The 24,204-nt window shown below is 31.5% G+C and carries 28 protein-coding genes and 5 tRNA genes; 24 read left to right on the forward strand and 9 right to left on the reverse strand.

All coding sequences use genetic code 11. From position 1 onward, the window contains the following. The first annotated feature begins 48 nt into the window (after window positions 1-48). A complete protein-coding gene (locus C4S75_RS09440; RefSeq protein ID WP_105298042.1) occupies window positions 49-1,467 on the forward strand; it encodes a nucleoside recognition domain-containing protein in 1,419 nt (472 codons plus the stop codon). A gap of 118 nt (window positions 1,468-1,585) precedes the next feature. Further along, window positions 1,586-2,257 (forward strand): DedA family protein, encoded by a 672-nt coding sequence (locus C4S75_RS09445; protein ID WP_105298043.1) that lies wholly within the window; start codon window positions 1,586-1,588, stop codon window positions 2,255-2,257. A 247-nt stretch (window positions 2,258-2,504) separates the two neighbouring features. On the opposite strand, the gene C4S75_RS09450 is transcribed toward C4S75_RS09445, so the two are convergent. Next, window positions 2,505-3,107: an RNA polymerase sigma factor gene (locus tag C4S75_RS09450; RefSeq protein ID WP_105298044.1), complete on the reverse strand. Its 603-nt coding sequence runs from the start codon at window positions 3,105-3,107 to the stop codon at window positions 2,505-2,507. Window positions 3,108-3,428: 321 nt separating this feature from the next. On the opposite strand from C4S75_RS09450, the gene C4S75_RS09455 reads away from it, so the two are divergent. Both C4S75_RS09455 and C4S75_RS09460 read left to right on the forward strand, forming a co-directional pair. Continuing rightward, on the forward strand, window positions 3,429-3,809 hold the full coding sequence (locus C4S75_RS09455; protein WP_105298045.1) for an START-like domain-containing protein: 381 nt from the start codon (window positions 3,429-3,431) through the stop codon (window positions 3,807-3,809). 69 nt (window positions 3,810-3,878) lie between these two features. After that, a complete protein-coding gene (locus C4S75_RS09460; protein ID WP_105298046.1) occupies window positions 3,879-4,688 on the forward strand; it encodes an aminotransferase class IV in 810 nt (269 codons plus the stop codon). A 284-nt stretch (window positions 4,689-4,972) separates the two neighbouring features. Here C4S75_RS09460 and C4S75_RS09465 read toward each other — a convergent pair whose 3' ends face one another. Genes C4S75_RS09465 through C4S75_RS09480 form a run of 4 tightly spaced genes read right to left on the reverse strand, consistent with a single transcriptional unit; the run spans window position 4,973 to window position 8,661 of the window. After that, the gene (locus tag C4S75_RS09465) at window positions 4,973-5,674 is read right to left on the reverse strand and encodes an SAM-dependent methyltransferase (protein WP_105298047.1); all 702 of its coding nucleotides are present in this window, start codon (window positions 5,672-5,674) and stop codon (window positions 4,973-4,975) included. Window positions 5,675-5,676: 2 nt separating this feature from the next. Further along, window positions 5,677-7,353 carry a gliding motility-associated ABC transporter substrate-binding protein GldG gene (gldG, locus tag C4S75_RS09470; protein WP_105298048.1) on the reverse strand — a complete coding sequence of 559 codons (1,677 nt, stop codon included), beginning with the start codon at window positions 7,351-7,353 and terminating at the stop codon, window positions 5,677-5,679. Further along, window positions 7,353-8,081: an ABC transporter permease subunit gene (locus tag C4S75_RS09475; protein ID WP_105298049.1), complete on the reverse strand. Its 729-nt coding sequence runs from the start codon at window positions 8,079-8,081 to the stop codon at window positions 7,353-7,355. The genes gldG and C4S75_RS09475 overlap by 1 nt, the downstream gene beginning before the upstream one ends. 7 nt (window positions 8,082-8,088) lie before the next feature. Then, complete coding sequence (locus tag C4S75_RS09480; protein ID WP_105298050.1) at window positions 8,089-8,661, reverse strand: CopD family protein; 573 nt, start codon at window positions 8,659-8,661, stop codon at window positions 8,089-8,091. Window positions 8,662-9,007: 346 nt separating this feature from the next. Here C4S75_RS09480 and C4S75_RS09485 point away from each other — a divergent pair, with 346 nt between their 5' ends. The 4 genes from C4S75_RS09485 to bla all read left to right on the forward strand — a co-directional run bounded on the left by C4S75_RS09485 (window position 9,008) and on the right by bla (window position 12,554). After that, a complete protein-coding gene (locus tag C4S75_RS09485; protein WP_105298051.1) occupies window positions 9,008-9,547 on the forward strand; it encodes a DUF1440 domain-containing protein in 540 nt (179 codons plus the stop codon). A 124-nt stretch (window positions 9,548-9,671) separates the two neighbouring features. After that, window positions 9,672-11,036 (forward strand): histidine--tRNA ligase, encoded by a 1,365-nt coding sequence (gene hisS / locus C4S75_RS09490; protein ID WP_105298163.1) that lies wholly within the window; start codon window positions 9,672-9,674, stop codon window positions 11,034-11,036. 137 nt (window positions 11,037-11,173) lie between these two features. Further along, on the forward strand, window positions 11,174-11,608 hold the full coding sequence (locus tag C4S75_RS09495) for a hypothetical protein (protein WP_105298052.1): 435 nt from the start codon (window positions 11,174-11,176) through the stop codon (window positions 11,606-11,608). A 61-nt stretch (window positions 11,609-11,669) separates the two neighbouring features. Continuing rightward, a complete protein-coding gene (bla, locus tag C4S75_RS09500) occupies window positions 11,670-12,554 on the forward strand; it encodes a class A beta-lactamase, subclass A2 (protein ID WP_105298053.1) in 885 nt (294 codons plus the stop codon). A gap of 85 nt (window positions 12,555-12,639) precedes the next feature. Here bla and C4S75_RS09505 read toward each other — a convergent pair whose 3' ends face one another. Next, window positions 12,640-12,924, reverse strand: a complete 285-nt coding sequence (locus C4S75_RS09505) for a hypothetical protein (protein WP_105298054.1) — start codon at window positions 12,922-12,924, stop codon at window positions 12,640-12,642. Between the two features lie 159 nt (window positions 12,925-13,083). Between C4S75_RS09505 and C4S75_RS09510 the strand changes: the two genes are divergently transcribed. Beyond that, the gene (locus C4S75_RS09510) at window positions 13,084-13,491 is read left to right on the forward strand and encodes a helix-turn-helix domain-containing protein (RefSeq protein ID WP_105298055.1); all 408 of its coding nucleotides are present in this window, start codon (window positions 13,084-13,086) and stop codon (window positions 13,489-13,491) included. 170 nt (window positions 13,492-13,661) lie between these two features. Here the strand turns inward: C4S75_RS09510 and lpdA are convergent, their stop codons facing one another. The 3 genes from lpdA to C4S75_RS09525 form a co-directional block, all read right to left on the reverse strand. Next, window positions 13,662-15,065 (reverse strand): dihydrolipoyl dehydrogenase, encoded by a 1,404-nt coding sequence (lpdA, locus tag C4S75_RS09515; RefSeq protein WP_105298056.1) that lies wholly within the window; start codon window positions 15,063-15,065, stop codon window positions 13,662-13,664. A gap of 155 nt (window positions 15,066-15,220) precedes the next feature. After that, window positions 15,221-15,775, reverse strand: coding sequence for a YcxB family protein (locus C4S75_RS09520; RefSeq protein WP_105298057.1), 555 nt, complete (start codon window positions 15,773-15,775; stop codon window positions 15,221-15,223). Window positions 15,776-15,953: 178 nt separating this feature from the next. Continuing rightward, complete coding sequence (locus tag C4S75_RS09525) at window positions 15,954-17,492, reverse strand: glycine--tRNA ligase (RefSeq protein ID WP_105298058.1); 1,539 nt, start codon at window positions 17,490-17,492, stop codon at window positions 15,954-15,956. 217 nt (window positions 17,493-17,709) lie between these two features. On the opposite strand from C4S75_RS09525, the gene rpsU reads away from it, so the two are divergent. The 15 genes from rpsU (at window position 17,710) to rplL (ending at window position 24,138) form a co-directional block, all read left to right on the forward strand. After that, window positions 17,710-17,904: a 30S ribosomal protein S21 gene (gene rpsU, locus C4S75_RS09530; RefSeq protein WP_055425292.1), complete on the forward strand. Its 195-nt coding sequence runs from the start codon at window positions 17,710-17,712 to the stop codon at window positions 17,902-17,904. Between the two features lie 70 nt (window positions 17,905-17,974). Then, complete coding sequence (locus C4S75_RS09535; protein WP_105298059.1) at window positions 17,975-18,895, forward strand: tyrosine-type recombinase/integrase; 921 nt, start codon at window positions 17,975-17,977, stop codon at window positions 18,893-18,895. Continuing rightward, window positions 18,885-19,175 carry a ribosome hibernation-promoting factor, HPF/YfiA family gene (gene hpf, locus C4S75_RS09540; RefSeq protein ID WP_105298060.1) on the forward strand — a complete coding sequence of 97 codons (291 nt, stop codon included), beginning with the start codon at window positions 18,885-18,887 and terminating at the stop codon, window positions 19,173-19,175. The genes C4S75_RS09535 and hpf overlap by 11 nt, the downstream gene beginning before the upstream one ends. A gap of 131 nt (window positions 19,176-19,306) precedes the next feature. Beyond that, window positions 19,307-19,380 (forward strand) — tRNA-Thr (locus C4S75_RS09545). 10 nt (window positions 19,381-19,390) lie between these two features. Next, window positions 19,391-19,473, forward strand: a tRNA-Tyr gene (locus C4S75_RS09550). Between the two features lie 81 nt (window positions 19,474-19,554). Further along, window positions 19,555-19,627, forward strand: a tRNA-Gly gene (locus tag C4S75_RS09555). Between the two features lie 13 nt (window positions 19,628-19,640). Then, a tRNA-Thr gene (locus tag C4S75_RS09560) sits at window positions 19,641-19,712 on the forward strand. Window positions 19,713-19,886: 174 nt separating this feature from the next. Next, on the forward strand, window positions 19,887-21,074 hold the full coding sequence (gene tuf, locus C4S75_RS09565) for an elongation factor Tu (protein WP_105298061.1): 1,188 nt from the start codon (window positions 19,887-19,889) through the stop codon (window positions 21,072-21,074). 45 nt (window positions 21,075-21,119) lie between these two features. Continuing rightward, window positions 21,120-21,192 (forward strand) — tRNA-Trp (locus tag C4S75_RS09570). Between the two features lie 14 nt (window positions 21,193-21,206). Then, window positions 21,207-21,413 (forward strand): preprotein translocase subunit SecE, encoded by a 207-nt coding sequence (secE, locus tag C4S75_RS09575; protein ID WP_105298062.1) that lies wholly within the window; start codon window positions 21,207-21,209, stop codon window positions 21,411-21,413. Between the two features lie 12 nt (window positions 21,414-21,425). Further along, window positions 21,426-21,971, forward strand: a complete 546-nt coding sequence (gene nusG / locus C4S75_RS09580) for a transcription termination/antitermination protein NusG (protein WP_105298063.1) — start codon at window positions 21,426-21,428, stop codon at window positions 21,969-21,971. A gap of 46 nt (window positions 21,972-22,017) precedes the next feature. Next, window positions 22,018-22,461: a 50S ribosomal protein L11 gene (rplK, locus tag C4S75_RS09585; protein WP_105298064.1), complete on the forward strand. Its 444-nt coding sequence runs from the start codon at window positions 22,018-22,020 to the stop codon at window positions 22,459-22,461. 11 nt (window positions 22,462-22,472) lie between these two features. Further along, a complete protein-coding gene (gene rplA / locus C4S75_RS09590; RefSeq protein ID WP_105298065.1) occupies window positions 22,473-23,165 on the forward strand; it encodes a 50S ribosomal protein L1 in 693 nt (230 codons plus the stop codon). 18 nt (window positions 23,166-23,183) lie between these two features. After that, a complete protein-coding gene (rplJ, locus tag C4S75_RS09595) occupies window positions 23,184-23,708 on the forward strand; it encodes a 50S ribosomal protein L10 (RefSeq protein WP_105298066.1) in 525 nt (174 codons plus the stop codon). A 52-nt stretch (window positions 23,709-23,760) separates the two neighbouring features. After that, window positions 23,761-24,138, forward strand: a complete 378-nt coding sequence (gene rplL / locus C4S75_RS09600) for a 50S ribosomal protein L7/L12 (protein WP_105298067.1) — start codon at window positions 23,761-23,763, stop codon at window positions 24,136-24,138. Window positions 24,139-24,204: the final 66 nt, after the last annotated feature.

A 24,204-nucleotide genomic window follows, 5' to 3' on the forward strand; every position in this document is an offset into this window, starting at 1 on the left:
TTTCTTTTTTTAATCCATTACCTAAAAATTTATAATCTCCTCAAATAAATGACCCTTAATTATATTTGGATTGCCTTTATTATCTTATCTTTTTTTGTAGGAATTCTTAAGTTCCTGTTTTTAGGAGATACGGTAATCTTTAAACATATGGTTGACGGGTTATTTAGTACTACTAAAGTAGCAGTAATGGATATAGCTTTACCTTTGGCAGGAATGATGACTTTCTGGTTAGGAATAATGAAAATTGGTGAAAATGCAGGCGCTATACGTTTTCTCTCTAAACTGGTTTCCCCTTTTTTTTCCAAATTATTTCCTTCCATTCCCAAAGGTCATCCTGCAATAGGAAATATGATGATGAATTTTAGTGCCAATCTTCTTGGGCTGGATAATGCCGCCACTCCTTTAGGATTAAAAGCAATGGACAGTTTGCAAGCGCTGAATACTAAAAAAGATACTGCAACGGATGCACAGATCATGTTTTTAGTTTTGCATACTTCTGGACTAACTTTAATCCCGACTTCCATTATGCTCTACCGTTATTTAAATGGTGCACAAGATCCTACCGATATATTCGTACCATGTATTGTGGGAACTTTTTGCACAACTTTATTCGGTATAATTATAGTAGGAATTAAACAACGCTTAAACTTATTTAGTCGCCAAATATTGATCGGTCTACTAGGGGCTCTAGTACTGATTTTTGGGCTTTCCTATTTCATAAAATATTCCACAGATTCTCGGACAAAATATGCTGTCGAGTATGTATCTCATATCAACCCTCAAACTTTATCGATTGAAAATGTAACTGTAGAAGATTTCGTTAAATTATATCCTGATTCATTTCAGAAAGAGATTAACATAAAAGATAAAAAAATAACACCTGAGTTGATCAGTAAAACTAACCAAGAATATATAAATTTTGAGCGTGGTACAGCCTCTCGAGTGATTAGCAACGTACTTTTATTACTAATTCCCGTTGTATTTATTACAGGCGCTTTTATAAAAAAAATAAATGTTTTTGATAGTTTTATTGATGGTGCTAAAGAAGGTTTCGGAGTATCTGTAAAAATAATTCCTTATTTAGTAGCCATGTTGGCTGCTATCAGTTTATTGAGAACCAGTGGTATAATGGATTATCTAATTGATTCTATTTCTTATTGCTTATCCTCGTTACATATCAATACCGATTTTTTACCTGCACTCCCTACTGCTTTAATGAAGCCCCTTAGTGGGAGTGGTAGCCGTGCATTGATGATTGAGGCCATGCAAAATTATGGTGCTGATTCTTTTGTAGGAAGACTTACTTGTATATTTCAGGGAAGTGCAGATACTACTTTCTATATAGTTGCTCTTTATTTTGGAAGTGTTGGTATTAAAAGAATTAGATATTCTCTTTCTGCAGGTTTGCTGACCGATTTATTAGGCGTAATCACAGCCATTTTTATTACCTATTATTTTTTTGGGTAGCCATTAATTATAAATATGTTAATTTTTTTAACACAACATCGAACTCCTATAACAATATTTTTCTTAATTAAATATTAATATCTTTGCACCTGTTAATATTTAATTTTTCTTTGTTCCTATGAATGATTTTAGTTGGGGCCAATTAGTTAATCCGGAGTTTTATATAAAGTTAGGCGGTATTTATTTAGTTTTATTTATAGTTTTTGCTGAAACGGGTCTCTTTGCCGGATTTTTCCTTCCCGGAGATAGTTTATTATTTCTCTCAGGTATATACAGTAAGGAATTAATTCGAGAAATTTTTTATATTGAATCAGATTTTTTAAGTGTTTTTTTATTATCGTGCCTAATTTCAATTGCCGGTATAATTGGTAATGAAATAGGTTATTGGTTTGGAAAAAAAAGCGGAACTTATCTTTATAATAAAAAAGATACCTTTTTATTCAAAAAAAAATATCTTTTCCAAGCAAAAGAATTTTATGAAAAACATGGGGGAAGAGCCATTATTCTTGCTCGGTTTCTACCTATTTTGAGAACATTTGCACCTATAATTGCCGGAATTGTTCAGATGAATAAGGGTAAATACTTATTGTATAATGTTTTGGGATCAACGGCTTGGTCTTTTTCCTTATTATTTGCGGGACATTACCTTTACCAAATATTCCTTAAGGAATTTAATTTCGATTTGAAACGTTATATTGAAACTATAGTATTAGTAATGGTTATAGTAACCACCGCCCCTGTAGTAGTTAAGTTATTTTTCCAAAAAAATAATGATATTTCAGAAAATTAATGTAAAAAACTAATAGATATATATAATTTTTGAAATTATATATATCTACCGGCAGCTTTTAATTGCAATAAATTACTGACTGTTTAATTTTATTTAATTCAATAATTTTTATACTTTTTGAAAAGTTTAAAATTAAATTTATAGTATAATCGGAAGGACCTCTCCTTTCATTTGACAAATTAATAGATTTTTTGTACATTGAATATTGTTCTTTACTAGTTGTTATAGTATAGATAACGATATTAAATTAAATTTTATTATTGTAAATGAATGTTAAATTTTTGGTCTCAATTAGTTTTCTTAGATTTAAAATTGCATATCTCATTCTTCCTAATGCCGTATTAATCCCGACATTTGTTTCTTCTGCAATTTCTTTGAAGCTTAAACCTTTATAAAAGCGTAATTCTAAAACTTCTTTTTGATCTTCAGACAGCTCATTTATAAGTCTTTTAAGATCCAGGTTAATTTGCTCATTTATTATTAAATCCTCTATGGATAGTTCGGATACTTTTACAAAATCAAATATATTATAATCCTCATTCTGTCCACTGGATTCGTTAATTATTTTCGTTTTATTCGAAACCCTAAAATGATCGATAATTAAATTATGTGAAATTCTCAAAACCCATGGTAGAAACTTCCCTTCTTCGTTATATTTTTTCTCCTTAAGAGTTAATATAACTTTTATAAAAACATCTTGAAATAGATCTTCAGCTAACTCCGGGTTATTAACCTTTCGATTGATATAATTATATATCTTTAACTTATGCCTATCCAACAATGTTTTAAGAGCATTTTCATTTCCATTAATATAAGAATGAACTAATTCACAGTCAGTTCTTTTTATCATCACTTATGATATTTGTTAGTTAATAGAGTAAAATTTTATTCTATATATCTAATAATTTCAATTTTCAACCAAGACAACTTCTTAGGGAACAAATGTATATATAAAATTTTAAAAAAACCTAAAAAATGTTAATGAAATTATAATATTTTATTCATGCAACATAAAATTGATTTATTTTTTTCTTATTTATATTGCAAAATCCTACTATTACTATCAAAACTTAAATATCATGAAGTAAAATCAAAACTTTTTCATTAAGCAATATAATTTTTAAAATATAGAACAAATTTATATATTGCAACTTGAAATCTAAATATTAATATGAATAAGATAAAATACCAATTAGAATTTGCTATGAAATGTTCCACTACTCTTTTGTTTGAATATATTGGAACTTCTTCAGGTATGAGTGAATGGTTAGCAGATGACGTAATTGAAAGAGGAGATAAATTTACTTTTGTATGGGGAGATCAAGAAGAATCAGCCAACTTAATACGATATAAAGAAGAATCATTTGTGCGTTTCAGATGGGAAGAAGATGAAGGAACCAAATATTTTTGGGAACTTGCGATACATGTTGATGATGTAACCAGTGACGTAGCTCTTGTAATTACTGATTTTGCCGAAGAAAGCGACTTAGAACACTCTAAATTATATTGGGAAAATTTAATTGAAGACCTAAAAAAGATTATAGGTTCTTAAATAATAATTAATCCCCGTATTAGGGCCAACAAAAAAACTACTAACACAAAAAAATACTAATTATTTAGTATGAAAATTATTTTCAATCAAAAATGTATTGAAGAAAATCAATTAGTAATCAATTACACTGAAAACAATTATTTTTCCGGGGATTTTGTAAATGGTTTCTGTTGGCTATTTCAAAATAAACTCCTTTATTGGGAATATGTATATTTCCAATTGATGGCATCCATGAGAAAAATGAGGATAGATATACCTCTAGCTTTTACTCCTGAATTATTTGAAAATCAAATTAAAATACTCTCTGAAAAATTAAACACCACAGAAGGTAGAGTAAAAATAACAATTTATAGAAATATCCAAAATCATCCCCCTTCATTTATAATACAAATTGTACCCCATAAAAATTTCTTTGTAACTACTGAAAATGAAGTTGATGTTTATAAAGAAGTTCTTATATATCCCAATTTATTGTCTGATTTATTAATTTATCAGCCTCTTAATAGCATAGCAGAACAATATGCAATAGAAAATGAGTTACAGGACGTTATTTTGCTGAATAGTGAAAAAAGAATAGCTAGATCTGTATTAGGCAATATATTTTTAATTCAAGATAATATAATTGTTTCCCCTCCTTCTACTGAGGGAGCCATCCAATCTGTTTTAAAGAAAAATTACATCCTTTTTCTACGAGAAAAAACAAATTACATCTTTAAAGAAGCCCCAATATCTCCTTTCGAAGCTCAATCTGCAGATGAATTTTTTATTCTTAGTGATGAAAATGGATTACTGCCCGTTACCCGGTTGAGAAAAAAAGTTTTTAAGAAAGATCAGACCCGCTTATTGACAAAAAAATTCATCGGTTATTCTTTAGAATAGTTGGTAACTTAAAACATCTGTTTTTTTTAATAAAAAAAGGTCGCATAAGCGACCTCAAACTAAAACCACAAAAAAATGAGAAAGCGATTACATTTAAGTAATCATGTCTTGAAAGATCATTAAAAATCTTTTTAAAGATATCTCTTACTTTCTTGATGCAAAAATAATCTAATTATGGTTCTATAAAAGGTTTTATTAATAAAATTATTTTATAGTGTAAATAGTACGTTTTTTATTACCCCTCAATTTTAGATAGATAAACACGCTAAAGTGTAAAATAAAATTTAAGCTTGTACTATAAAAATGGTGGGTTCTTTGTGAAAATTTGGTTTTTTAGCTTTCCAATCTTTGCAATATAATGTTTTAATAGACTCGTTAGGAAGAGTAACATTCGTGGCAATACATAAAGAAGTTTTTGGATTTAAGTATTTAATTAAGTCATCAAATAACGCTTGATTGCGATACGGTGTTTCCATAAAGATTTGTGCAGATCCTTGATTTCTGCTAACCTTTTCAAGATTTACTATTGTCTTTTTCCTTTCATAGGAATCTATGGGAAGATAACCGTTAAAAGCAAAATTTTGACCATTCAAGCCACTGGCTATTAAAGCTAATATAATGGAAGAAGGACCTGTAATAGGAACTACTCGAATATCGTGTCTGTGACACCAAGAAACTAAAATATTACCCGGATCTGCTATGCAAGGTAATCCCGCTTCTGAAATTAATCCAACATCCTCCCCATTTTTCAAAGGCTGTGAAAGATAATCCAATTCATTTTCCGTGGTTCTTTTATCTAATATTGAAATACTTAATTCGCTTTGAATTATATCCGGACACAAAAATTTAATAAATTTTCTAGCCGATTTTTGATTTTCAGCAACAAAAAATTTTAACGTATGTAATAGTTCGATTTCTCTCGGAGAAAATATATCTTTGGGAGAGGTTTCACCTAAATAGGCAGGAAGTAAATATAATACAGCCATAATTATTTTTTACTAAACTTTTTTCTTCTTACAAATATAAAAGCCCCCCCTACGATACTGACTAAAACGATAGGAACCCCTAAATTTAACCATTGCCAATATGATTTTTCCTGAACAATTAGAGGCTTATTCAGCATTCTCATTTGTACCGTCCTGTTTCTTAAAAGCATTAAACCGTGATCATCTAATAAATAGTCCAGGGCGTTTATTAAAAATTCTTCGTTTCCATAAGTAATACCTGTTGAATAATCAAAACCTAAAGGCAAGGGTTGACCTTTTATCACCTGATTTCTTGCTATGTCTCCATCGGATATAACAATCATCTTATTATTGTTTGACCGGTCCACAAAATTTTTAATTCCGCTAGACTCTATCCTATCCTTGTATGCCGAGGTAAATTTACCTTCAAGCAAAACTCCCAATATCTTAGGACCTTTATTGTATTCGTTCCAATTTACGTTGTCTCTTTCAAATAATTTTGCTTCTTCAAGTGATATATAGGAGGGTACTCCTTGAAGCGACGTATAGGAAGAACTTTGATAGAGAATTGTTTTTTTAACTCCGGGAGTATCTAAGGTATCTATGGAAGTAGGAAACTGAAAGGATACCGGATTAATGTTTTTGGTTATCGGATGATTATTCAATGAAAATCCCATAGGAAAATATACCCAAGGTACTCTTGCATTTTGTGCATTTCCTTGTATTTCTCCAACCTGTAAATTTATATAGGTAGGATTTTTTATATCCTTAACAATTCCGGAATTTATCCTTACTCCGTAAGAAAATAATAAATCAGTTAAATTAAGATCATACGGATAAGCCAATATTTTACTGGACTTAAGCAAAGTATCCATTTCGGCATTAACTTGATCAATTGCCCATAGTGTTTTACCTCCACTCATGATATATTGGTCAATCGTTAGTTTTTCCTTATCAGTAAAAGCTTTTCTTGGTTTGGCAATCAGTATGGCGTCAAATTTCTTAAGAGTTGGTAAATCCTGAAGTGACAAGGTCTGACTATCTTTAGGAAAAATAGGTCCGAAGTTATAACTTTGATGAATCCTGTTAGCCAGGCTGAACATTTCCAATCGGTTCAGTTCTTTTTGATTTACTAAAATACCTACACTTTTCAAACGTTTATTGGATAACTTATCAATAGCACTGATAAAACCGTATTCCAGGTTTTCTATAGATTTAGCCATTTGCTCATCTCCTGTTATTCCTGCCTGAGAAATTATTAAGGGGACTGTTTGCCCATTGCCTTTATATTTTATGGTAGCATAAGGAAATAAAATTAGTTGAGATGATGCTCCATCTTTTTCAACCCGCAGAGCCGAAGGAGCCATACCCATAGCTTCTAATGTCTCTTGTGATAATTTTTCCTTTATTGGATCTATTAATTGAAAATTAATATTGGAATTTAACCTTTTAAATTCGTCCAGCAGACTGAGAGTTTCAGACTGCAGTTGTTTAAAATCTGCAGGAAAATCTCCTTCTAAATATACATCAATCTGCATCGGCTCATCAATTTTTTTTAATACTTGACGTGTACTTTCAGTTAACGTATATCGTTTATCCGAAGTTAAGTCAAACCTTTTATAAAAAAAACCACTAGCCAATATAAGTCCTGCAATAAGTAGGAATACTAAGCTAATATTTATCTTTTTTAAATATCTCATTACTTTTTGCTGTTGATTATTCGAATCGATAATAAAAGAAAAACAACTATTACAAAGATAAAATAACCTATATCTCTTGTATCTACAATCCCTTTGGTAAAACTGGTATAATGTTGAAAGAATCCTATTTTTTGCAAGGTATAATCTAAATTTCCTAGCAGATTATACGATGCCAAATTTTCAAATCCATAAAAACAAATAAAACAAAAAAAGACACCCGTTACAAACGCTAATACCTGATTTTTTACTAAAGAAGAACAAAAAATACCAATTGAAGCAAAGGTCATAGACAAAAAGAGTAATCCGATATATCCGCTAACAATGATTCCTGAATCTATATTTCCTTTCGGTAAACTCAAATAATTAATCGTATAAACATAGGTAAAAGTAGGAAGTAAAGAAAATAAGACTAAAATCAGAATCGCCCAATATTTACCTAAAACAATAGATGAAACAGACAAAGGTTGAGAAAATAACCAGACCAAAGTACCGTTTTGCTCTTCTTCCGCAATGCTTTTCATTGTCAAGGCAGGTAATAGGAACATCAGCACCCAGGGAGCAAGTATAAAAAAGTTATTTAATGTAGCCAGTCCTACATTGAAAACATTAAAATCATTATCGAAAAACCATAAAAATAACGAACAGATTAACAAGAAAGCAGCCGAAACAATATAAGCTCCTAATGTTCCAAAATATGCCCAAAGTTCTTTTTTAAAAATTGAAAACATACGATTCTTACTTTTTCTTTTTTCTGTTAACTAATTTTACAACCAACATAATTACAAGAACCAGAACAATAAAACTGATCAATAAGCTTAGCCACATTCCCATAAAATATTGTTTAAAAATAACTATAAATATTACGGCAAATAAAATAATAGTAGCAACTTCATTCATCATACGGAGCTTAATAGAAGTCGTATTGAATTTTCCGGCCTTTATTCTCCTAATACACCTCCAACTCCAGTAATGATATAGAGCCAACGCTCCAACAAATACCAGCTTAATATGGAACCAAGGTTCTCTTAAAATGTAAAAAGTAATATCCCCGCGGGTATTAATCATCATTAATGTTCCGGTAATAAGCATTATAATTCCTGCCGGTACCGTTATGATATCCCATAAACGAGAAATCATATATATGTATTGCTTTCTAAGAATCTCACGCTCAAGCTCCGGTTTTTCATTGGTATCTATAAAGTAAACAAATAAACGTATTAAGTAAAAAATCCCCGCAAAATAGCTTACCATAAAAATAATGTGAATCGCTTTTAAGGCAAAATAACTGGGAATATCAGGAATATGCATTATACAATCAATTTTTGAATGCGAATTTAATAAATTTAATATTATCAATATTTTAATATATACCCCTGTGAACTGGTTACATAAACACATTGAATATATTTATGCTAAAATCATAGTTCCTTAAATAATTACTAAAACTTTGGTAATACAGAAATAAGTAAACACTATTTAACCATCCTATCAATTTCATGAATAAAATTGTAATTTAATTAGTATTATACTGAATAAATGTGAAATTTTAGGCATTTTTTTTGAAAATAATTTTAAACATATGTTTTTAAATAGCATACATTAGTATCAAAAAATTACATTATTATTTTAATTAATCATTTATATAATTCTGTTTATGAAAAATGCTTTACATCCTAAGAAAAATGTTGCCGTATGGGTAGGAATCATTTCAGGAATCATTTCAGGTTTTATCAAATTCGGTTGGGAAGTTCCATTTCCTCCCCGTACTCCCGAAAGAGATATGACCAATCCGCCGCAACACCTCCTGGAACAACTGGGAATGTCTCATGACCTTTCCCATCTCATGTATTATTTTAATGATAATCCGCGACCGATCATGAGCTTTATTATTCACTTTTCCTTCTCAATTATCTGTGCAATATTCTATTGCCTAGTTGCAGAATATTATCCTAAAATTAAATTATGGCAGGGAACTGCCTTCGGAATATTTATTTATATAATGTTCCATATTATTATAATGCCAATACTGGGAACGGTACCTGCCCCGTGGGATCAGCCTTTTGCAGAACATTTCTCAGAATTTTTCGGACATGCGTTCTGGACCTGGATAATTGAAATTACGCGTAGAGATTTACGAAACCGAATTACGAAACAACCGGATTCCGAAATTCCTCTTACCTCTCCTTTCAGGTAAAAATTTTATATTTCAATATACATGTAAAAAGGAGCATATTTTTATGCTCTTTTTTTTGCCTTATTTACCTAAAAAAAAATCAAAACATTTCTATACCTTTGTTTTAAAAATAAGACATAAAGAAATGAAACCCGGAATTCCTAAAGGCACCAGAGATTTTACCGCTAAAGAATTACAAAAGAGAAGATACATAATTACTAAGTTGCAATCCAATTTTGAAAAATTTTGCTTTCAACCGTTGGAAACTCCTTCTTTTGAAAATTTAGATACATTAACCGGTAAATATGGAGAAGAAGGAGATCGTTTAATTTTTAAAATATTAAACAGCGGTGATTTTCTGGCTGAAGCGAAAAAAAAGAATCCGGATATGTCTCAATGGAGTTCCAAAAATATAATCGGTTCTATTTCAGAAAAAGCTTTGCGGTATGATCTTACCGTACCTTTTGCACGTTACGTTGCCATGAATCACGGGCAACTTCCTCTACCTTTCAAAAGATACCAAATACAACCGGTGTGGAGAGCAGATCGACCTCAAAAAGGACGATACCGTGAATTTTATCAATGCGATGCCGATATTGTCGGTTCAGCCAGTTTGTGGCATGAAGTAAATCTTACTTTATTATATGATTCGGCTTTTTCGGATTTACATATTCCAATTGAAATTCATGTAAACAATCGAAAGTTATTGGCAGCTGTCGCTCAATATGCATCTATCGAAAATCAATTAATCGATTTTACCGTTGCTTTGGACAAGTTGGACAAGATTGGTTTAGATAAAGTTTTAGAAGAAATGTCAACTAAAGGTATTGGACAAGATTCTTTACAAAAACTTATTCCGATTATTGAACTTTCAGGAACTTTTGAAGAAAAAATTTCTCAACTTAAAGATATACTCACAGATATTGAAATAGGGCAAGAAGGTATACAAGAAATGGAATTTATCTACAATCGGGTAAAAGAAATTGGTCTTACCTCTGCAGAACTGATCTTCAACCTCACCCTTGCGCGAGGTTTGGATTATTATACCGGAACAATTTATGAAGTGAAAGCTAAAAATATCTCCATGGGATCAATTGGCGGAGGTGGACGATATGACAACCTCACCGAAATATTCGGAGTTAAAAACATGCCGGGAGTAGGTATTTCTTTCGGATTGGATCGAATATATTTGGTTATGGAAGAACTTAATCTTTTCCCTGAGGCTACATTACATCAAAAACAAATTCTCTTTTTCAATTTCGGTGAAAATGAATGTCTTCAAGCATTGAAACTAATTAAAGAACTTAGAAGTAAAAACATTGCTTGTGATTTATATCCTGAAAAATCTAAACTTCAAAAACAATTTAGCTACGCAGAAAAAAAGGAAATATCTTTTGTAGCCTTTTATGGAGAAGATGAAATTAATACGAATACAGTAACACTTAAAAATATAAAAACGGGCGATCAGAAAAATTTATCTATTGATGAAATTGAAGAATTTTTATCTTAATTTTAATTAATTTTACCTCAAATGATTTACGAAATTACAGTTATGTAGCTAGTAATTAAACACATAAAAGCTTTTAAAACTGGCATATTTTTAGATTGGTTTTCTTTGTTAATTAATTTTATAAAACCAAAATAATAATGAACAAGTTTTTAACCTTAGCATTTCTATTAATGCTGTCCACATCTGCCTTTGCTCAATCCGGAAGAAAAGAAATGAACAAAGAATACGGTAGACAATATAAAGAGATAGGCAAAAATCAAAATTTATCCGGATACGAAAAAGCACAAAAAAAACGTGAACTTTCACTTCAACAAAAACAAGATAATTTAAATTACTCGAACTCTCATGATCATGCATACGATCACCACTCAGAGCTTGCCGACAAAAAGAAAAAAGAATTAGACGCTCAAATTGATCAATTAGAAGAAAGACATAAAAGAGATAAAGAAAGAATTGAAAATAACCGTCAATTAAGCAAAAATGAAATAAAAATTCAAAAAAACGAACTTGAAAGAACATATAAAGATAAAAAAAATGCATTAGTTAGAGAAAAGAAAGCAATTAAGAAATAAATTTTATTAATGAAATAAAAAATAATTTCTTTATTTAAAAAATTGCATTTAACTTTATCTTATGAAATATTTTAAATTACTATTTTTTCTTTCAATGCCTTTTTGTGTTCTACAAGCGCAAATGCAAAGTTTAGAAAAAAAAATTCATTCCATTACTAAGAATAAGAAAGCCACTGTGGGAGTGGCCGTAATTTTCGACGGAAAAGATACCTTAACAGTTAATAACGATATGGAGTATCCGGCGATGAGCGTTTTTAAATTTCATCAAGCACTTGCTTTGTTGGACTATATGAACAAAAATTTACTTTCTTTGGAATCTAATATTTATCTGAAAAAATCAGACATAAAAAAAGATACTTACAGCCCTTTAGCAAAAGAGCATCCTGAAGGCAATTTTACTATTCCTATTGGCGATTTGTTAAATTATACGGTTTCCAAAAGTGACAACAATGCCTCTGATGCTTTATATTATTATATGAACGGTACTAAAATGACAGATCTGTATTTACGTACACTAGGAAGTAAAAATTTTTCCATTCAAGCAACCGAAGAGGAAATGAGCAAAGATTTTAATAACCAATATATAAATTGGACGACTCCGTTAGAAGCTGCCCGTTTATTGGATATTTTTATAAATAAAGATATCTTTTGTAAAAATTATAAAGATTTCTTATTCCAAGCAATGACAGAATCTGAAACAGGTTCGGATAAGTTAAAAGCTCTTTTACCAAAAAAAGTTTTAATTGGACATAAATCCGGCAGTTCTTCCAGAAATTTGGAAGGTTTAAAAGCCGCCGATAACGACATCGGTTTTGTTTATTTACCCAATGGGAAACAATATTCTATTGCAGTATTTATTAAAGATTCCAAAGAAGACGACAAAACCAATGCTCGAATGATTGCCGATATTTCTCAGGTAGTATATAACTTTTATAAAAATAAATAATTTTTCATTTTAAAATGTTACATATATCAAACCGGAATGATTTTAAAAATCATTCCGGTTTTTTAAAACTAACAATAACTAGATATTACGCTATTTCCTTTCTAATTTCATCCAAAAATTCCAATTCGGAACGTGGAATTAATTTTTTAGCTATATCCAATAGATTATATATATCTGTACGCACCTCTTCTTCTAATTTATCTTCTTTAAAAAACAACGATTTTTGTGAAATATGAATAATGGAGTAAAGCAAAGCTCCCAACTGCACATAATTTTCAAACGCAACTCCCGATCCAAGATCCTCTGTTCCTTGAGAAGATTGTAAATAATGACGCGCTTTATCAAGCCAAAAATCTTTAGTATCTGTCATTCTCATTTGTTATTATATTGTCAAAATTAGCTCATTATTGAGATGGTATTTTACAAGTACTTACTTGTATAATACAATTAATGAGATGTATTTCACAAATACATTATTTTTAGCCGTATTTTTAGTATTTTTGTATACATAAATAAATAGTAACACAGAATGAAATTAGATATTGCTCCTCAAAAAACACATCATGGTAGAAATATCAAACGATTGCGCGAAATGTTAGGTATAAAACAAGAGGCGATCGCTATTGATTTGGATATTACCCAACAATCCGTTTCTGAACTTGAGCAAAAAGAATTTATCGATGATTCTACACTAAAAAAAGTAGCCAAAACTCTTAACGTTCCGATTGATGCTATTAAAAATATGAATGATGAAGCTACTTTCAATTATATAAACACTTTTAATGATAAAGTAGAAAGTTCATTTTTAAATAATCCAATAAATTGTACCTTCAATCCTATTGATAAAATTGTAGAACTCTATAACGAAAAGGAGGCTTTATACGAGCGCATGCTGAAAGAAAAAGATGAATTATTGGAAAAGTTATTGAATAAATAAAGGATTTCAATTTAGATAATAATTTAAAGAGGTTTTAGTGTTAAAATCTCTTTTTTTATTTTACTGATTTTATTCAAATCATTTGTTTTATTTAACTGAATTGATAAAAAATAAAAAAACACTCTCAAATAATATTGAAAGTGTTTTTTTAATCTGATGTTATAACTATTTTAACTGTGAATTGCTCTTTTTTCGGTAGCTTCTAAGGCAGCCTCTTTTATGGCTTCAGCATAGGTAGGATGTGCATGGCTCATTCTAGCGATATCTTCAGCAGATGCTCGATATTCTAATAAAGTCACGGCATCCGCAATTAAATCGGCAGCACGAGCGGCTATCATATGAATTCCCAATACTTCATCGGTAGCCTCATCAGCCAATATTTTTACAAATCCGTCCGTATCGCCACTGGCTCGAGCCCTTCCTAAAGCACGAATGGGAAATTGTCCTATTTTGTAACTACGCCCCTCCTTTAATAATTGTTCTTCAGTTTTTCCTACTCCCGCAACTTCCGGCCAGGTATATACCACAGCGGGTATAAGATTATAATCTATATGAGGTTTTTGTCCTGCTAACTGTTCGGCAACTAAAACTCCTTCTTCTTCCGCCTTGTGTGCCAACATTGGTCCACGAACCACATCTCCTATAGCATATATATTCGGAATGTTCGTTTGCAAATGTTCATTTACTTTTATTCTTCCTTGATCATCCAATTCAATACCTGCCTTTTCCAATCCAAGATTTTCAGTATAGGGTTTCCTTCCGACAGCGACTAAACAATAATCACCCTCAAACCTGATTTCCTTGCCGTTCTTTTCCACAGCTTGAACAAATATTTTATCTCCCTTACGTTCTATCTTGGTAACTTGAGTGGATAAAGAAAATTTCATTCCTTGTTTTTTTAACACTTTCAGTAATTCCTTAGATAAACCGCCATCCATAGTAGGAATTAACCGGTCTAAAAATTCAATGACGGTCACTTCTGCTCCTAACCTTTTGTATACAGATCCTAGTTCTAATCCGATAACTCCTCCCCCGATAACCAATAAATGCTTAGGTATTTCTTTAAGATTTAATGCCTCTGTCGAAGTGATCAAACGTTCTTTATCTGCGGGAGCAAACGGAAGGTTTGCAGGTTTGGAACCGGTTGCTATGATGAAATATCGAGCTTCAAGGATTTTTATATTTCCTTTTTCATCTTTAACTTCCAATTGATTGGGAGATTTAAAAGAACCCAAACCATGAAAAACCGTAATCTTATTTTTATCCATTAAATAATCGATTCCTTTACCTGTTTGTTCAACGACTTCATTTTTCCGTTGAATCATTCTGCTAAAATCAATCGTTGGCTTAGTAATTTCAATCCCGAAGTCTTTAAATTGGTGTAAAGCTTTATCATAAAGCTCGGAAGCATCTAGCAAGGATTTAGAAGGAATACATCCCACATGTAAACAGGTGCCTCCTAAATGGGAATATTTTTCGACCAATGCGGTTTTAAATCCTAATTGTGCACAACGAATGGCTGAGACATACCCCCCGGGCCCCGATCCAATGATTACTATATCGAAATTACTCATGATTTATTTTTCTATTAGGTTGGAATTCAAAGATAAAAAATATACGTTCAATTTATACATCTCACCTAAACAATTTTATAAATTTAAAATTACTTAGCCTATACCTTTACATAATGTATTAACCATAGTTAAACAGTAAAAGGTCTTAATCGAAATTATTTCCATTTCCAATCTAACATTCTTTTATACGGGATCGATTTTGATTCAGCTAAATCAGTAAGAGTTTTAGTAAGTGTGTCTTTAGTTTCAATTTGAGATTTAGGAATAATAATATTTCTTCCCCTGTCTAACTTTATAAAAAAATGCGAAGGAATTTCATAGATTAGTTCTATACCGGAAATAGGTATTTTTCCTTCATTTTCACCGTTGGAAAGGATTATATCATCCGTTGTAAAAGTAAGTCCAATGGTCTCTAATTGTGTTTTATTAAAATTTCTATAAACAAAACGTTTATAAAATCTTTTATATATCCAACGAGAATAAATCGGATAAATAAATATAAAACCAATTCCAAATACTCCAAAATAAGCGGCTAATGCATAGTTTTTTAAAAAAACAAAAATTACAGCAAGTACAAAAAAAGCGGAAGTCCATAAAAGTAGGCCTTTTTTCCTTTGTTGTTTTACTATTTCATTCATCGAAGCACTAAAAAGCTGATGAGTAAGATAATCATCTGCTGAAATTTTATAAGTATATGTATAATCTTTCATAATTGTAAATGTATGAAATCCGTCGTATTTATGTTAGTGATTTAATAAGTAAGAATTAAATTAAATATGTATAAATAAATATTCCTATCTTCCTATATTATAAAAATTAATTTATAATTGAAAATAGTAAAAGATAGGAATAAGTATATGTCCCGTTAGTAACGGAAGCATATTATGGTTATATTTTCTTTAAAAGAGATTTTAATTCAACATTCTCTCCTAAAATAGTTCGTAAGGAATCTACTGAAACTCTTTCCTGTTTCATAGTATCTCTGTTTCTTATAGTAACCGTATGATCGGAAAGCGTGTCATGATCTACGGTAATACAGTAAGGAGTACCGATAGCATCTTGTCTTCTATATCGTTTACCAATGGCGTCTTTATCTTCATACATTACATTATAATCAAATTTCAAATCATTGAAAATCTTTTCTGCATATTCCGGCAATCCATCTTTTTTAAGTAATGGAAATATAGCTACTTTATTAGGCGCTAAAGCAGGAGGCAAACTTAAAACAACTCTTGATGAGCCATCTTCCAATGTTTCGTCTTTTAAACATTTAGATAAAAGAGCTAAAAACATTCGGTCTAATCCTATAGAAGTTTCCACTACATAAGGAACATAACTTTTATTTTGTTCCGGATCGAAATATTGAAGTTTTTTACCGGAATATTTTTCATGTGCCGATAAATCAAAATCGGTTCTGGAATGGATACCTTCCAATTCTTTAAATCCGAATGGAAAATTAAATTCAATATCGGTGGCAGCGTTTGCGTAATGGGCTAACTTTTCATGATCGTGAAATCTATAGTTATCTTTACCCAATCCTAAAGCTAAATGCCAATTTAAACGTTTTTCTTTCCATTCTTTAAAATAAGACAGCTCTGTGCCCGGAGGAACAAAAAATTGCATTTCCATCTGTTCAAACTCTCTCATCCTAAAAATGAATTGTCTAGCCACAATTTCATTTCTAAACGCTTTACCAATTTGTGCAATTCCAAAAGGTAATTTTTTTCTTCCTGTCTTTTGAACATTTAAGTAATTTACAAAAATTCCTTGTGCCGTTTCAGGCCTTAAATATAAATCGGTAGCAGAATCAGCAGTAGAGCCTAATTTTGTCCCAAACATTAAATTAAACTGACGAACTTCTGTCCAGTTTTTAGAACCTGTTTCGGGATCACCAATTTCCAGTTCTTCGATTAAAGCTTTAGTATCTGCTAAATTAGTTTCCAAAGATTTAGCTAATCTTTGTAAGATATCTGCTTTTTGTTTTCTATATTCTAAAACTTTAGGATTAGTAGTCTCAAACTGTTCCAAATCAAAAGCTTCTCCAAATCGTTTTCTTGCCTTTTCAATTTCTTTTTTTGCTTTATCTTCAAACTTCTCCGCAAAATCTTCCACTAAAACATCCGCACGAAATCTCTTTTTACTGTCTTTATTGTCAATTAACGGATCATTAAACGCATCAACATGCCCTGAAGCCTTCCAAATTGTAGGATGCATAAATATAGCAGAATCCAATCCCAAAATATTTTCATTCAACTGCACCATTGCTTTCCACCAATATTGTTTAATATTATTTTTTAATTCAACACCATTTTGACCGTAATCATAAATGGCTGATAATCCGTCATAAACTTCACTGGAAGGAAAAACAAACCCATATTCCTTGGCATGGGCAACTACCTTTTTTAAAACATCTTCTTGAGATTTCATATATATACTTGGTTAGATATTTATATTTAACGTTCAAATTTACTATAAAAAATGAGATATTACCCTATAACTGTTATATACCTCTATAAAGGAAAACAAAATATTTCTAATAATTCAACCGAATCTTTCGTTGATATTAAAAATAAATTTGCGTTTGCAAATTATCTTCATATATTTGCACTTCGAAATAAATGAAGAACAAAAAAGAGATGTTATTATGTTAATTATTCCAGTAAAAGATGGAGAGTCTATTGATAAAGCTCTAAAAAAATATAAAAGAAAATACGATAAAACCGGTGTTGTTAAAGAATTAAGAAAAAGACAACAGTTTATTAAGCCTTCTGTTACTAAAAGACAACAGGTTATTAGAGCAGCTTACAAACAAAGATTGCAAAGTCAAGAAGAAGCATAAGAAACTTTTTCTATAAAATATTAGCCTATTTTTCGAAATTATTTTTAATTTTGAAAAGTAGGCTTTTTATATGTTACAAAAATTTCTTGAATACCTTACCTTAGAGAAGCATTATTCTCCTCTTACCATACAAAGTTATGAAAGAGATTTGCTGGATCTTCAAAGCTTTCTTTTAGAATCTGAAAGCATTTCTGATGCAGAACATGCTACTGCCAAACAACTAAGGAATTTCATTATTCATCTATCCAATAAAAATTTATCGGAAAATTCCATCAATAGAAAAATTTCTTCTATAAGAAGCTTTTTTAAATTTTTGCTTAAAATTGGTTATTTGGATACAAGTCCAACCCTACACTTAAAAAATCTTAAACAAAAGAAGAAAGTTTTACTTCCTTATACTGAAGATGAAATTTATTCAATCGAAACTTATATAAATTCTTGTGAGGCAGGAAAAGATAATTCAGATTCCTTTGAAACTCTTAGAAACCATCTCATATTTGAGATATTTTATCAAACAGGTATCAGAAGAATGGAACTCCTGCAACTTAAAACTTCAACAATCGATTTAAAAAATCACACGATTAGAGTTACAGGAAAAAGAAATAAAGAAAGATTAATTCCTATAACTCAAAAATTATCAGAGCAAATAAATGCATTTCTAGCCTATAAAATCAATTTTGGTATACCTTATGAATATTTATTTACCAATAAAAACGGTAAAATTTTAAGTGAAAAGTATGTATATAACCTAATTCATAGGTATGTTAGCATGGTAACTACTAAGGATAAAAAAAGTCCGCATATGCTCCGTCATACCTTTGCAAGTCATCTCTTACACAACGGAGCCGAAATCAATTCCATAAAAGAATTATTGGGTCACAGTAGTTTAGCAGCTACACAGGTTTATACACATAATACAATAGAAGATTTAAAAAAAGTATTCAACCGGTCCCATCCTTTTGGGCTTAAAAATAAAAAAGATGAAAATTAACGTACAAGCAGTAAATTTTAATGCACAAGACACCCTATTGGCATTTTTAAATAAAAAAGTTTTAAAATTAGATCAATATTACGACAAAATTATCAATGCTAATATATTCCTAAAATTGGAAAACGTTGGAAATAAAGAAAATAAGACTACGGAAATCGTTTTAGAAGTTCCCGGTGATGAATTAGTAGCTAAAAAAACGTCCCCAACATTTGAAGAAAGTATTGATTTAGCCTGTGAAGCCGCTAAAAAGATGATACTCAAAAGGAAAGAAAAAATGTAGGTAAAAAATCATATTTTTTTTTCATAAAAATTTGGAAATATTAAAAATTTATCTACCTTTGCAATCCGTTAGACGAAGATAATGATCTTAGAAAAATAACGAAATATTTTCTTTGAAATAAAAAATTTAACGCCGGTATAGCTCAGTTGGCCAGAGCACGTGATTTGTAATCTCGGGGTCGTGGGTTCGAATCCCTCTACCGGCTCGTTTTTGAAGGGGAGATACTCAAGCGGCCAACGAGGACAGACTGTAAATCTGTTGGTTTTTACCTTCGGAGGTTCGAATCCTCCTCTCCCCACAAAAAAAATTAAAAAAAATTTTGTAATTCAAAAAAAATTTCTACCTTTGCAACCGAATTACAAAGGTAATCAAAAAATAAGCGGAAGTAGCTCAGTTGGTAGAGCGTCAGCCTTCCAAGCTGAATGTCGCGAGTTCGACCCTCGTCTTCCGCTCAATTTTTTAACAGCCGATGTAGCTCAGGGGTAGAGCGCTTCCTTGGTAAGGACGAGGTCACGGGTTCAATTCCCGTCATTGGCTCTCAATTATCCAAACATACAATCACAAATTATTAATAAGCCTAAACTTTCTTAAAGACATATTTACAAAACAGTTGTTTATAAAAAAGTATTTATTTTTTATAAGCTATTGTTATTTAAAAAAAATTGAGTATATTTGCACTCATTTTTGGAAATATAAACAAACATATTTATCATGGCAAAAGAAACTTTTCAGCGTACCAAACCACATCTTAATATAGGTACAATCGGTCACGTAGACCACGGAAAAACGACTTTAACAGCTGCTATTACAAAAGTATTAGCAGAAAAAGGGTTAGCAGAAAAAAGAGATTTCTCTCAAATTGATGCAGCTCCTGAAGAAAAAGAAAGAGGGATCACAATCAATACTGCACACGTAGAATATCAAACAGAAAACCGTCACTATGCACACGTTGACTGTCCGGGGCATGCTGACTATGTAAAAAACATGGTTACCGGTGCTGCTCAAATGGACGGAGCTATTCTAGTAGTTGCTGCAACAGATGGACCTATGCCTCAAACAAGAGAGCACATCTTGTTATGTCGTCAGGTAAACGTACCTAAAATCGTTGTATTCATGAACAAAGTGGATATGGTTGACGATCCTGAATTATTAGACTTAGTTGAAATGGAAGTAAGAGAATTATTATCTTCTTACGATTATGACGGAGATAACACTCCTGTTATCCAAGGTTCTGCTTTAGGTGCACTTAACGGAGATCCAAAATGGGTTGCTACTGTTGATGAATTAATGGCAGCAGTTGATAACTGGATTGATTTACCGGTACGTGACCAAGATAAACCATTCTTAATGCCAATCGAAGACGTTTTCTCTATTACAGGTCGTGGAACTGTAGCTACAGGACGTATTGAAGCCGGAGTTATTAACTCAGGTGAAGCTGTAGATATCGTTGGTATGGGAGATGAAAAATTAACATCTACTGTAACCGGAGTTGAAATGTTTAGAAAAATATTAGATAGAGGTGAAGCCGGAGATAATGTTGGATTATTATTAAGAGGTATTGAAAAAACTGATATCCGTCGTGGTATGGTTATCGCTAAACCGGGTTCAATCACTCCTCACAAAAAATTCAAAGCAGAGGTTTATATCTTAACTAAAGAAGAAGGTGGACGTCACACTCCATTCCACAATAACTACCGTCCTCAATTCTACGTTAGAACTACTGACGTAACCGGTACAATTACTTTACCGGAAGGAACTGAAATGGTAATGCCTGGTGATAACTTAACTATTACAGTTGAATTACACCAACCAATCGCACTTAATAACGGTTTAAGATTCGCTATCCGTGAAGGTGGTAGAACTGTTGGTGCAGGTCAGGTAACTGAGATTTTAGATTAATTTAATCATAACAAAAGAAAGAACTTAAAGTTCTTTCTTTTTTAAGCGGGTGTAGCTCAGCTGGTAGAGCAGTGGTCTCCAAAACCAAAGGTCGTGAGTTCGAATCTTTCCGCCCGCGCAAAATAATAATAAATGAACGGACTCATTAAGTATTTAAAGGGCGCAATAGAAGAATTTAAAGATCACGTCGAGTGGCCTAAATGGTCCGATCTGCAATCCTCAACAACTGTTGTAGCGATTACATCGATCATTTTGGCTATGTTCTGCTTTGGTGTAGATTGGATTTTTGCTAAAGCGCTTCAGAATATTTATTCTATATTAATAGGATTAAAATCTTAATATTAGGAAGCGATGGATGAAATGAAATGGTATGTACTGAAAACGATCAGTGGGCAAGAATCTAAGGTGAAAATGTATATTGAAAATGAAGTTTTAAGATACGAACATCTTAAAAAAAATCTTGGCCAAGTAGTTGTACCTATGGAAAAAGTAGTACAAATTAGAAACGGAAAAAAAATTCGTAAAGAAAAAGTCTATTATCCCGGCTATGTTATGGTTGAAGCTAATTTAATTGGCGAATTACCACATACTATAAAGAATATACCCGGCGTAATTAGTTTTTTAAGTGCTACTAAAGGAGGAGATCCACTTCCAATGAGACGAAGCGAAGTGAGTAGAATGTTCGGTAAAATGGATGAATTATCAGAATCTGAAGATACCGTAAACATTCCTTTTGTATTTGGTGAAACCGTGAAAGTTATTGATGGTCCATTTAATGGTTTTAATGGAACCATCGAAAAAATAAATGAAGAGAAAAGAAAATTAGATGTGATGGTGTTGATTTTCGGAAGAAAAACCCCCATTGAATTAAGTTTCTCTCAAGTAGAAAAAATATAGGCTGCTTCCACAGATATAAATAAAACATTTTTAAGTAAAAATTAAAATGGCAAAAAAAATTTTTAAAATGGTAAAACTCCAGGTGAAAGGAGGTCAAGCAAATCCTTCACCACCAGTAGGACCTGCATTAGGTGCTGCCGGGGTTAACATTATGGAGTTTTGTAAACAATTTAATGCCCGAACACAAGAAAAGCAAGGACAAGTATTACCGGTTATCATTACTGTATATGAGGATAAATCTTTTGACTTTGTAGTTAAAACTCCTCCTGTAACCGTTCAACTTTTAGCAGCTTCTAAAGCTAAAAAAGGTTCCGGCGAACCAAACAGAGATAAGGTAGCATCCGTTACTTGGAGTCAAGTACAACAAATTGCTGAAGATAAAATGGTAGATTTAAATTGCTTTACTATAGAGTCAGCAGTTAGCATGGTTGCAGGTACAGCAAGATCTATGGGTATTAGAGTAACTGGGCAAAATCCCTTTAATAATTAATTGTAGGAATCATGGCAGTTTTAACGAAAAAACAAAAAGCAGTAGTTGCTAAAGTAGATAAATCAAAACTTTATACATTAGAGGAAGCTTCCAATTTAGTTAAAGAAGTTAATTATACTAAATTTGATGCATCCGTTGATATAGCTGTACGTTTAGGAGTAGATCCACGTAAGGCTAATCAAATGGTGCGTGGAGTTGTATCTTTACCTCATGGTACAGGTAAAGAAACTCGTGTTTTAGCTTTAGTTACTCCCGATAAGGAAGAAGAAGCTAAAAACGCAGGTGCTGATTATGTAGGTTTGGATGATTATCTACAAAAAATAAAAGATGGATGGACAGATGTTGATGTAATTGTTACTCAACCTCAAGTAATGGGTAAATTAGGTCCTTTAGGAAGAGTTTTAGGTCCTCGTGGATTAATGCCCAATCCTAAAACCGGAACAGTTACCACTGAAATAGGAAAAGCAATTTCAGAAGTGAAAGCAGGTAAAATAGATTTTAAAGTAGATAAATATGGAATTGTACATGCTGCAATAGGTAAAGTATCTTTTGATGCAAAAAATATTCAAGAGAATGCACAAGAAATTATTTCTACTTTAATAAAATTAAAACCTCAGGCAGCAAAAGGAGTTTATGTGAAAAGTATATACCTATCGTCTACTATGAGTCCGGGTATTGCTATTGATCCTAAAGGTATTAACTAATTTTAATTTTACCAAAACATGACAAAACAAGAAAAAACAGAGGTAATTAAAGAATTACAGGAAGTACTTGAAAGTACAAATGTATTATATATAGCTGATACTGATGGATTAAATGCACAACAGACTTCAGAACTAAGAAGAGCTTGTTTCAAAGGTGAAATTTCAATGAAAGTTGTTAAAAACACCCTTCTTAGAAAAGCAATGGAAAATGTAGAAGATAAAGATTTTTCAGGTGTTTTTGAAAGTCTAAAAGGAAACTCTACTATTTTCATTTCAGAAAAAGGAAATGCTCCGGCTAAATTAATACAAAATTTCAGAAAGAAAACTGAAAAACCATTACTAAAAGCTGCTTGGATTGATTCTGCAGTATTTGTAGGAGATGCTCAATTAGAAACATTGGCAAATCTTAAATCCAGAGAAGAGCTTATTGGAGAAATTATTGGATTACTTCAATCTCCAATTAAAAATGTTGTTTCTGCCCTTAAATCCGGTGGAAATACCATTGCCGGTTTGGTTAAAACCTTATCTGAAAAAGAAGAATAATTTCACACTCATAATAAATAGTTGTTAAACAAAAATTAAAACAAAATTAAAAATGGCAGATTTAAAACAATTAGCTGAAACTCTAGTAAATTTAACAGTAAAAGAAGTTAATGAATTAGCTGAAATATTAAAAGAAGAATACGGTATTGAACCTGCTGCTGCTGCTGTAGCTATGGCTGCACCTGTTGCTGGTGCTGATGCCGGTGCTGCTGAAGAAAAAACAGAATTCGATGTTATTCTTAAAGCTGCAGGAGCTAACAAATTAGCTGTTGTTAAATTAGTTAAAGATCTTACAGGTAAAGGTCTAAAAGAAGCTAAAGATGCTGTAGATGGAGCTCCTACTCCAATTAAAGAAGGAGTAGCTAAAGACGAAGCAGAAAGTCTTAAAAAACAGCTTGAAGAAGCTGGAGCTGAAGTTGAATTGAAATAATTCATTCTACCTAAAAATAAAGGTTTAGGCCTCCAATTTAACATTGGTAAGGTCTAAGCCTATTTG

This window comes from Apibacter sp. wkB309 (assembly GCF_002964915.1).
Taxonomy (GTDB): Bacteria; Bacteroidota; Bacteroidia; order Flavobacteriales; family Weeksellaceae; genus Apibacter.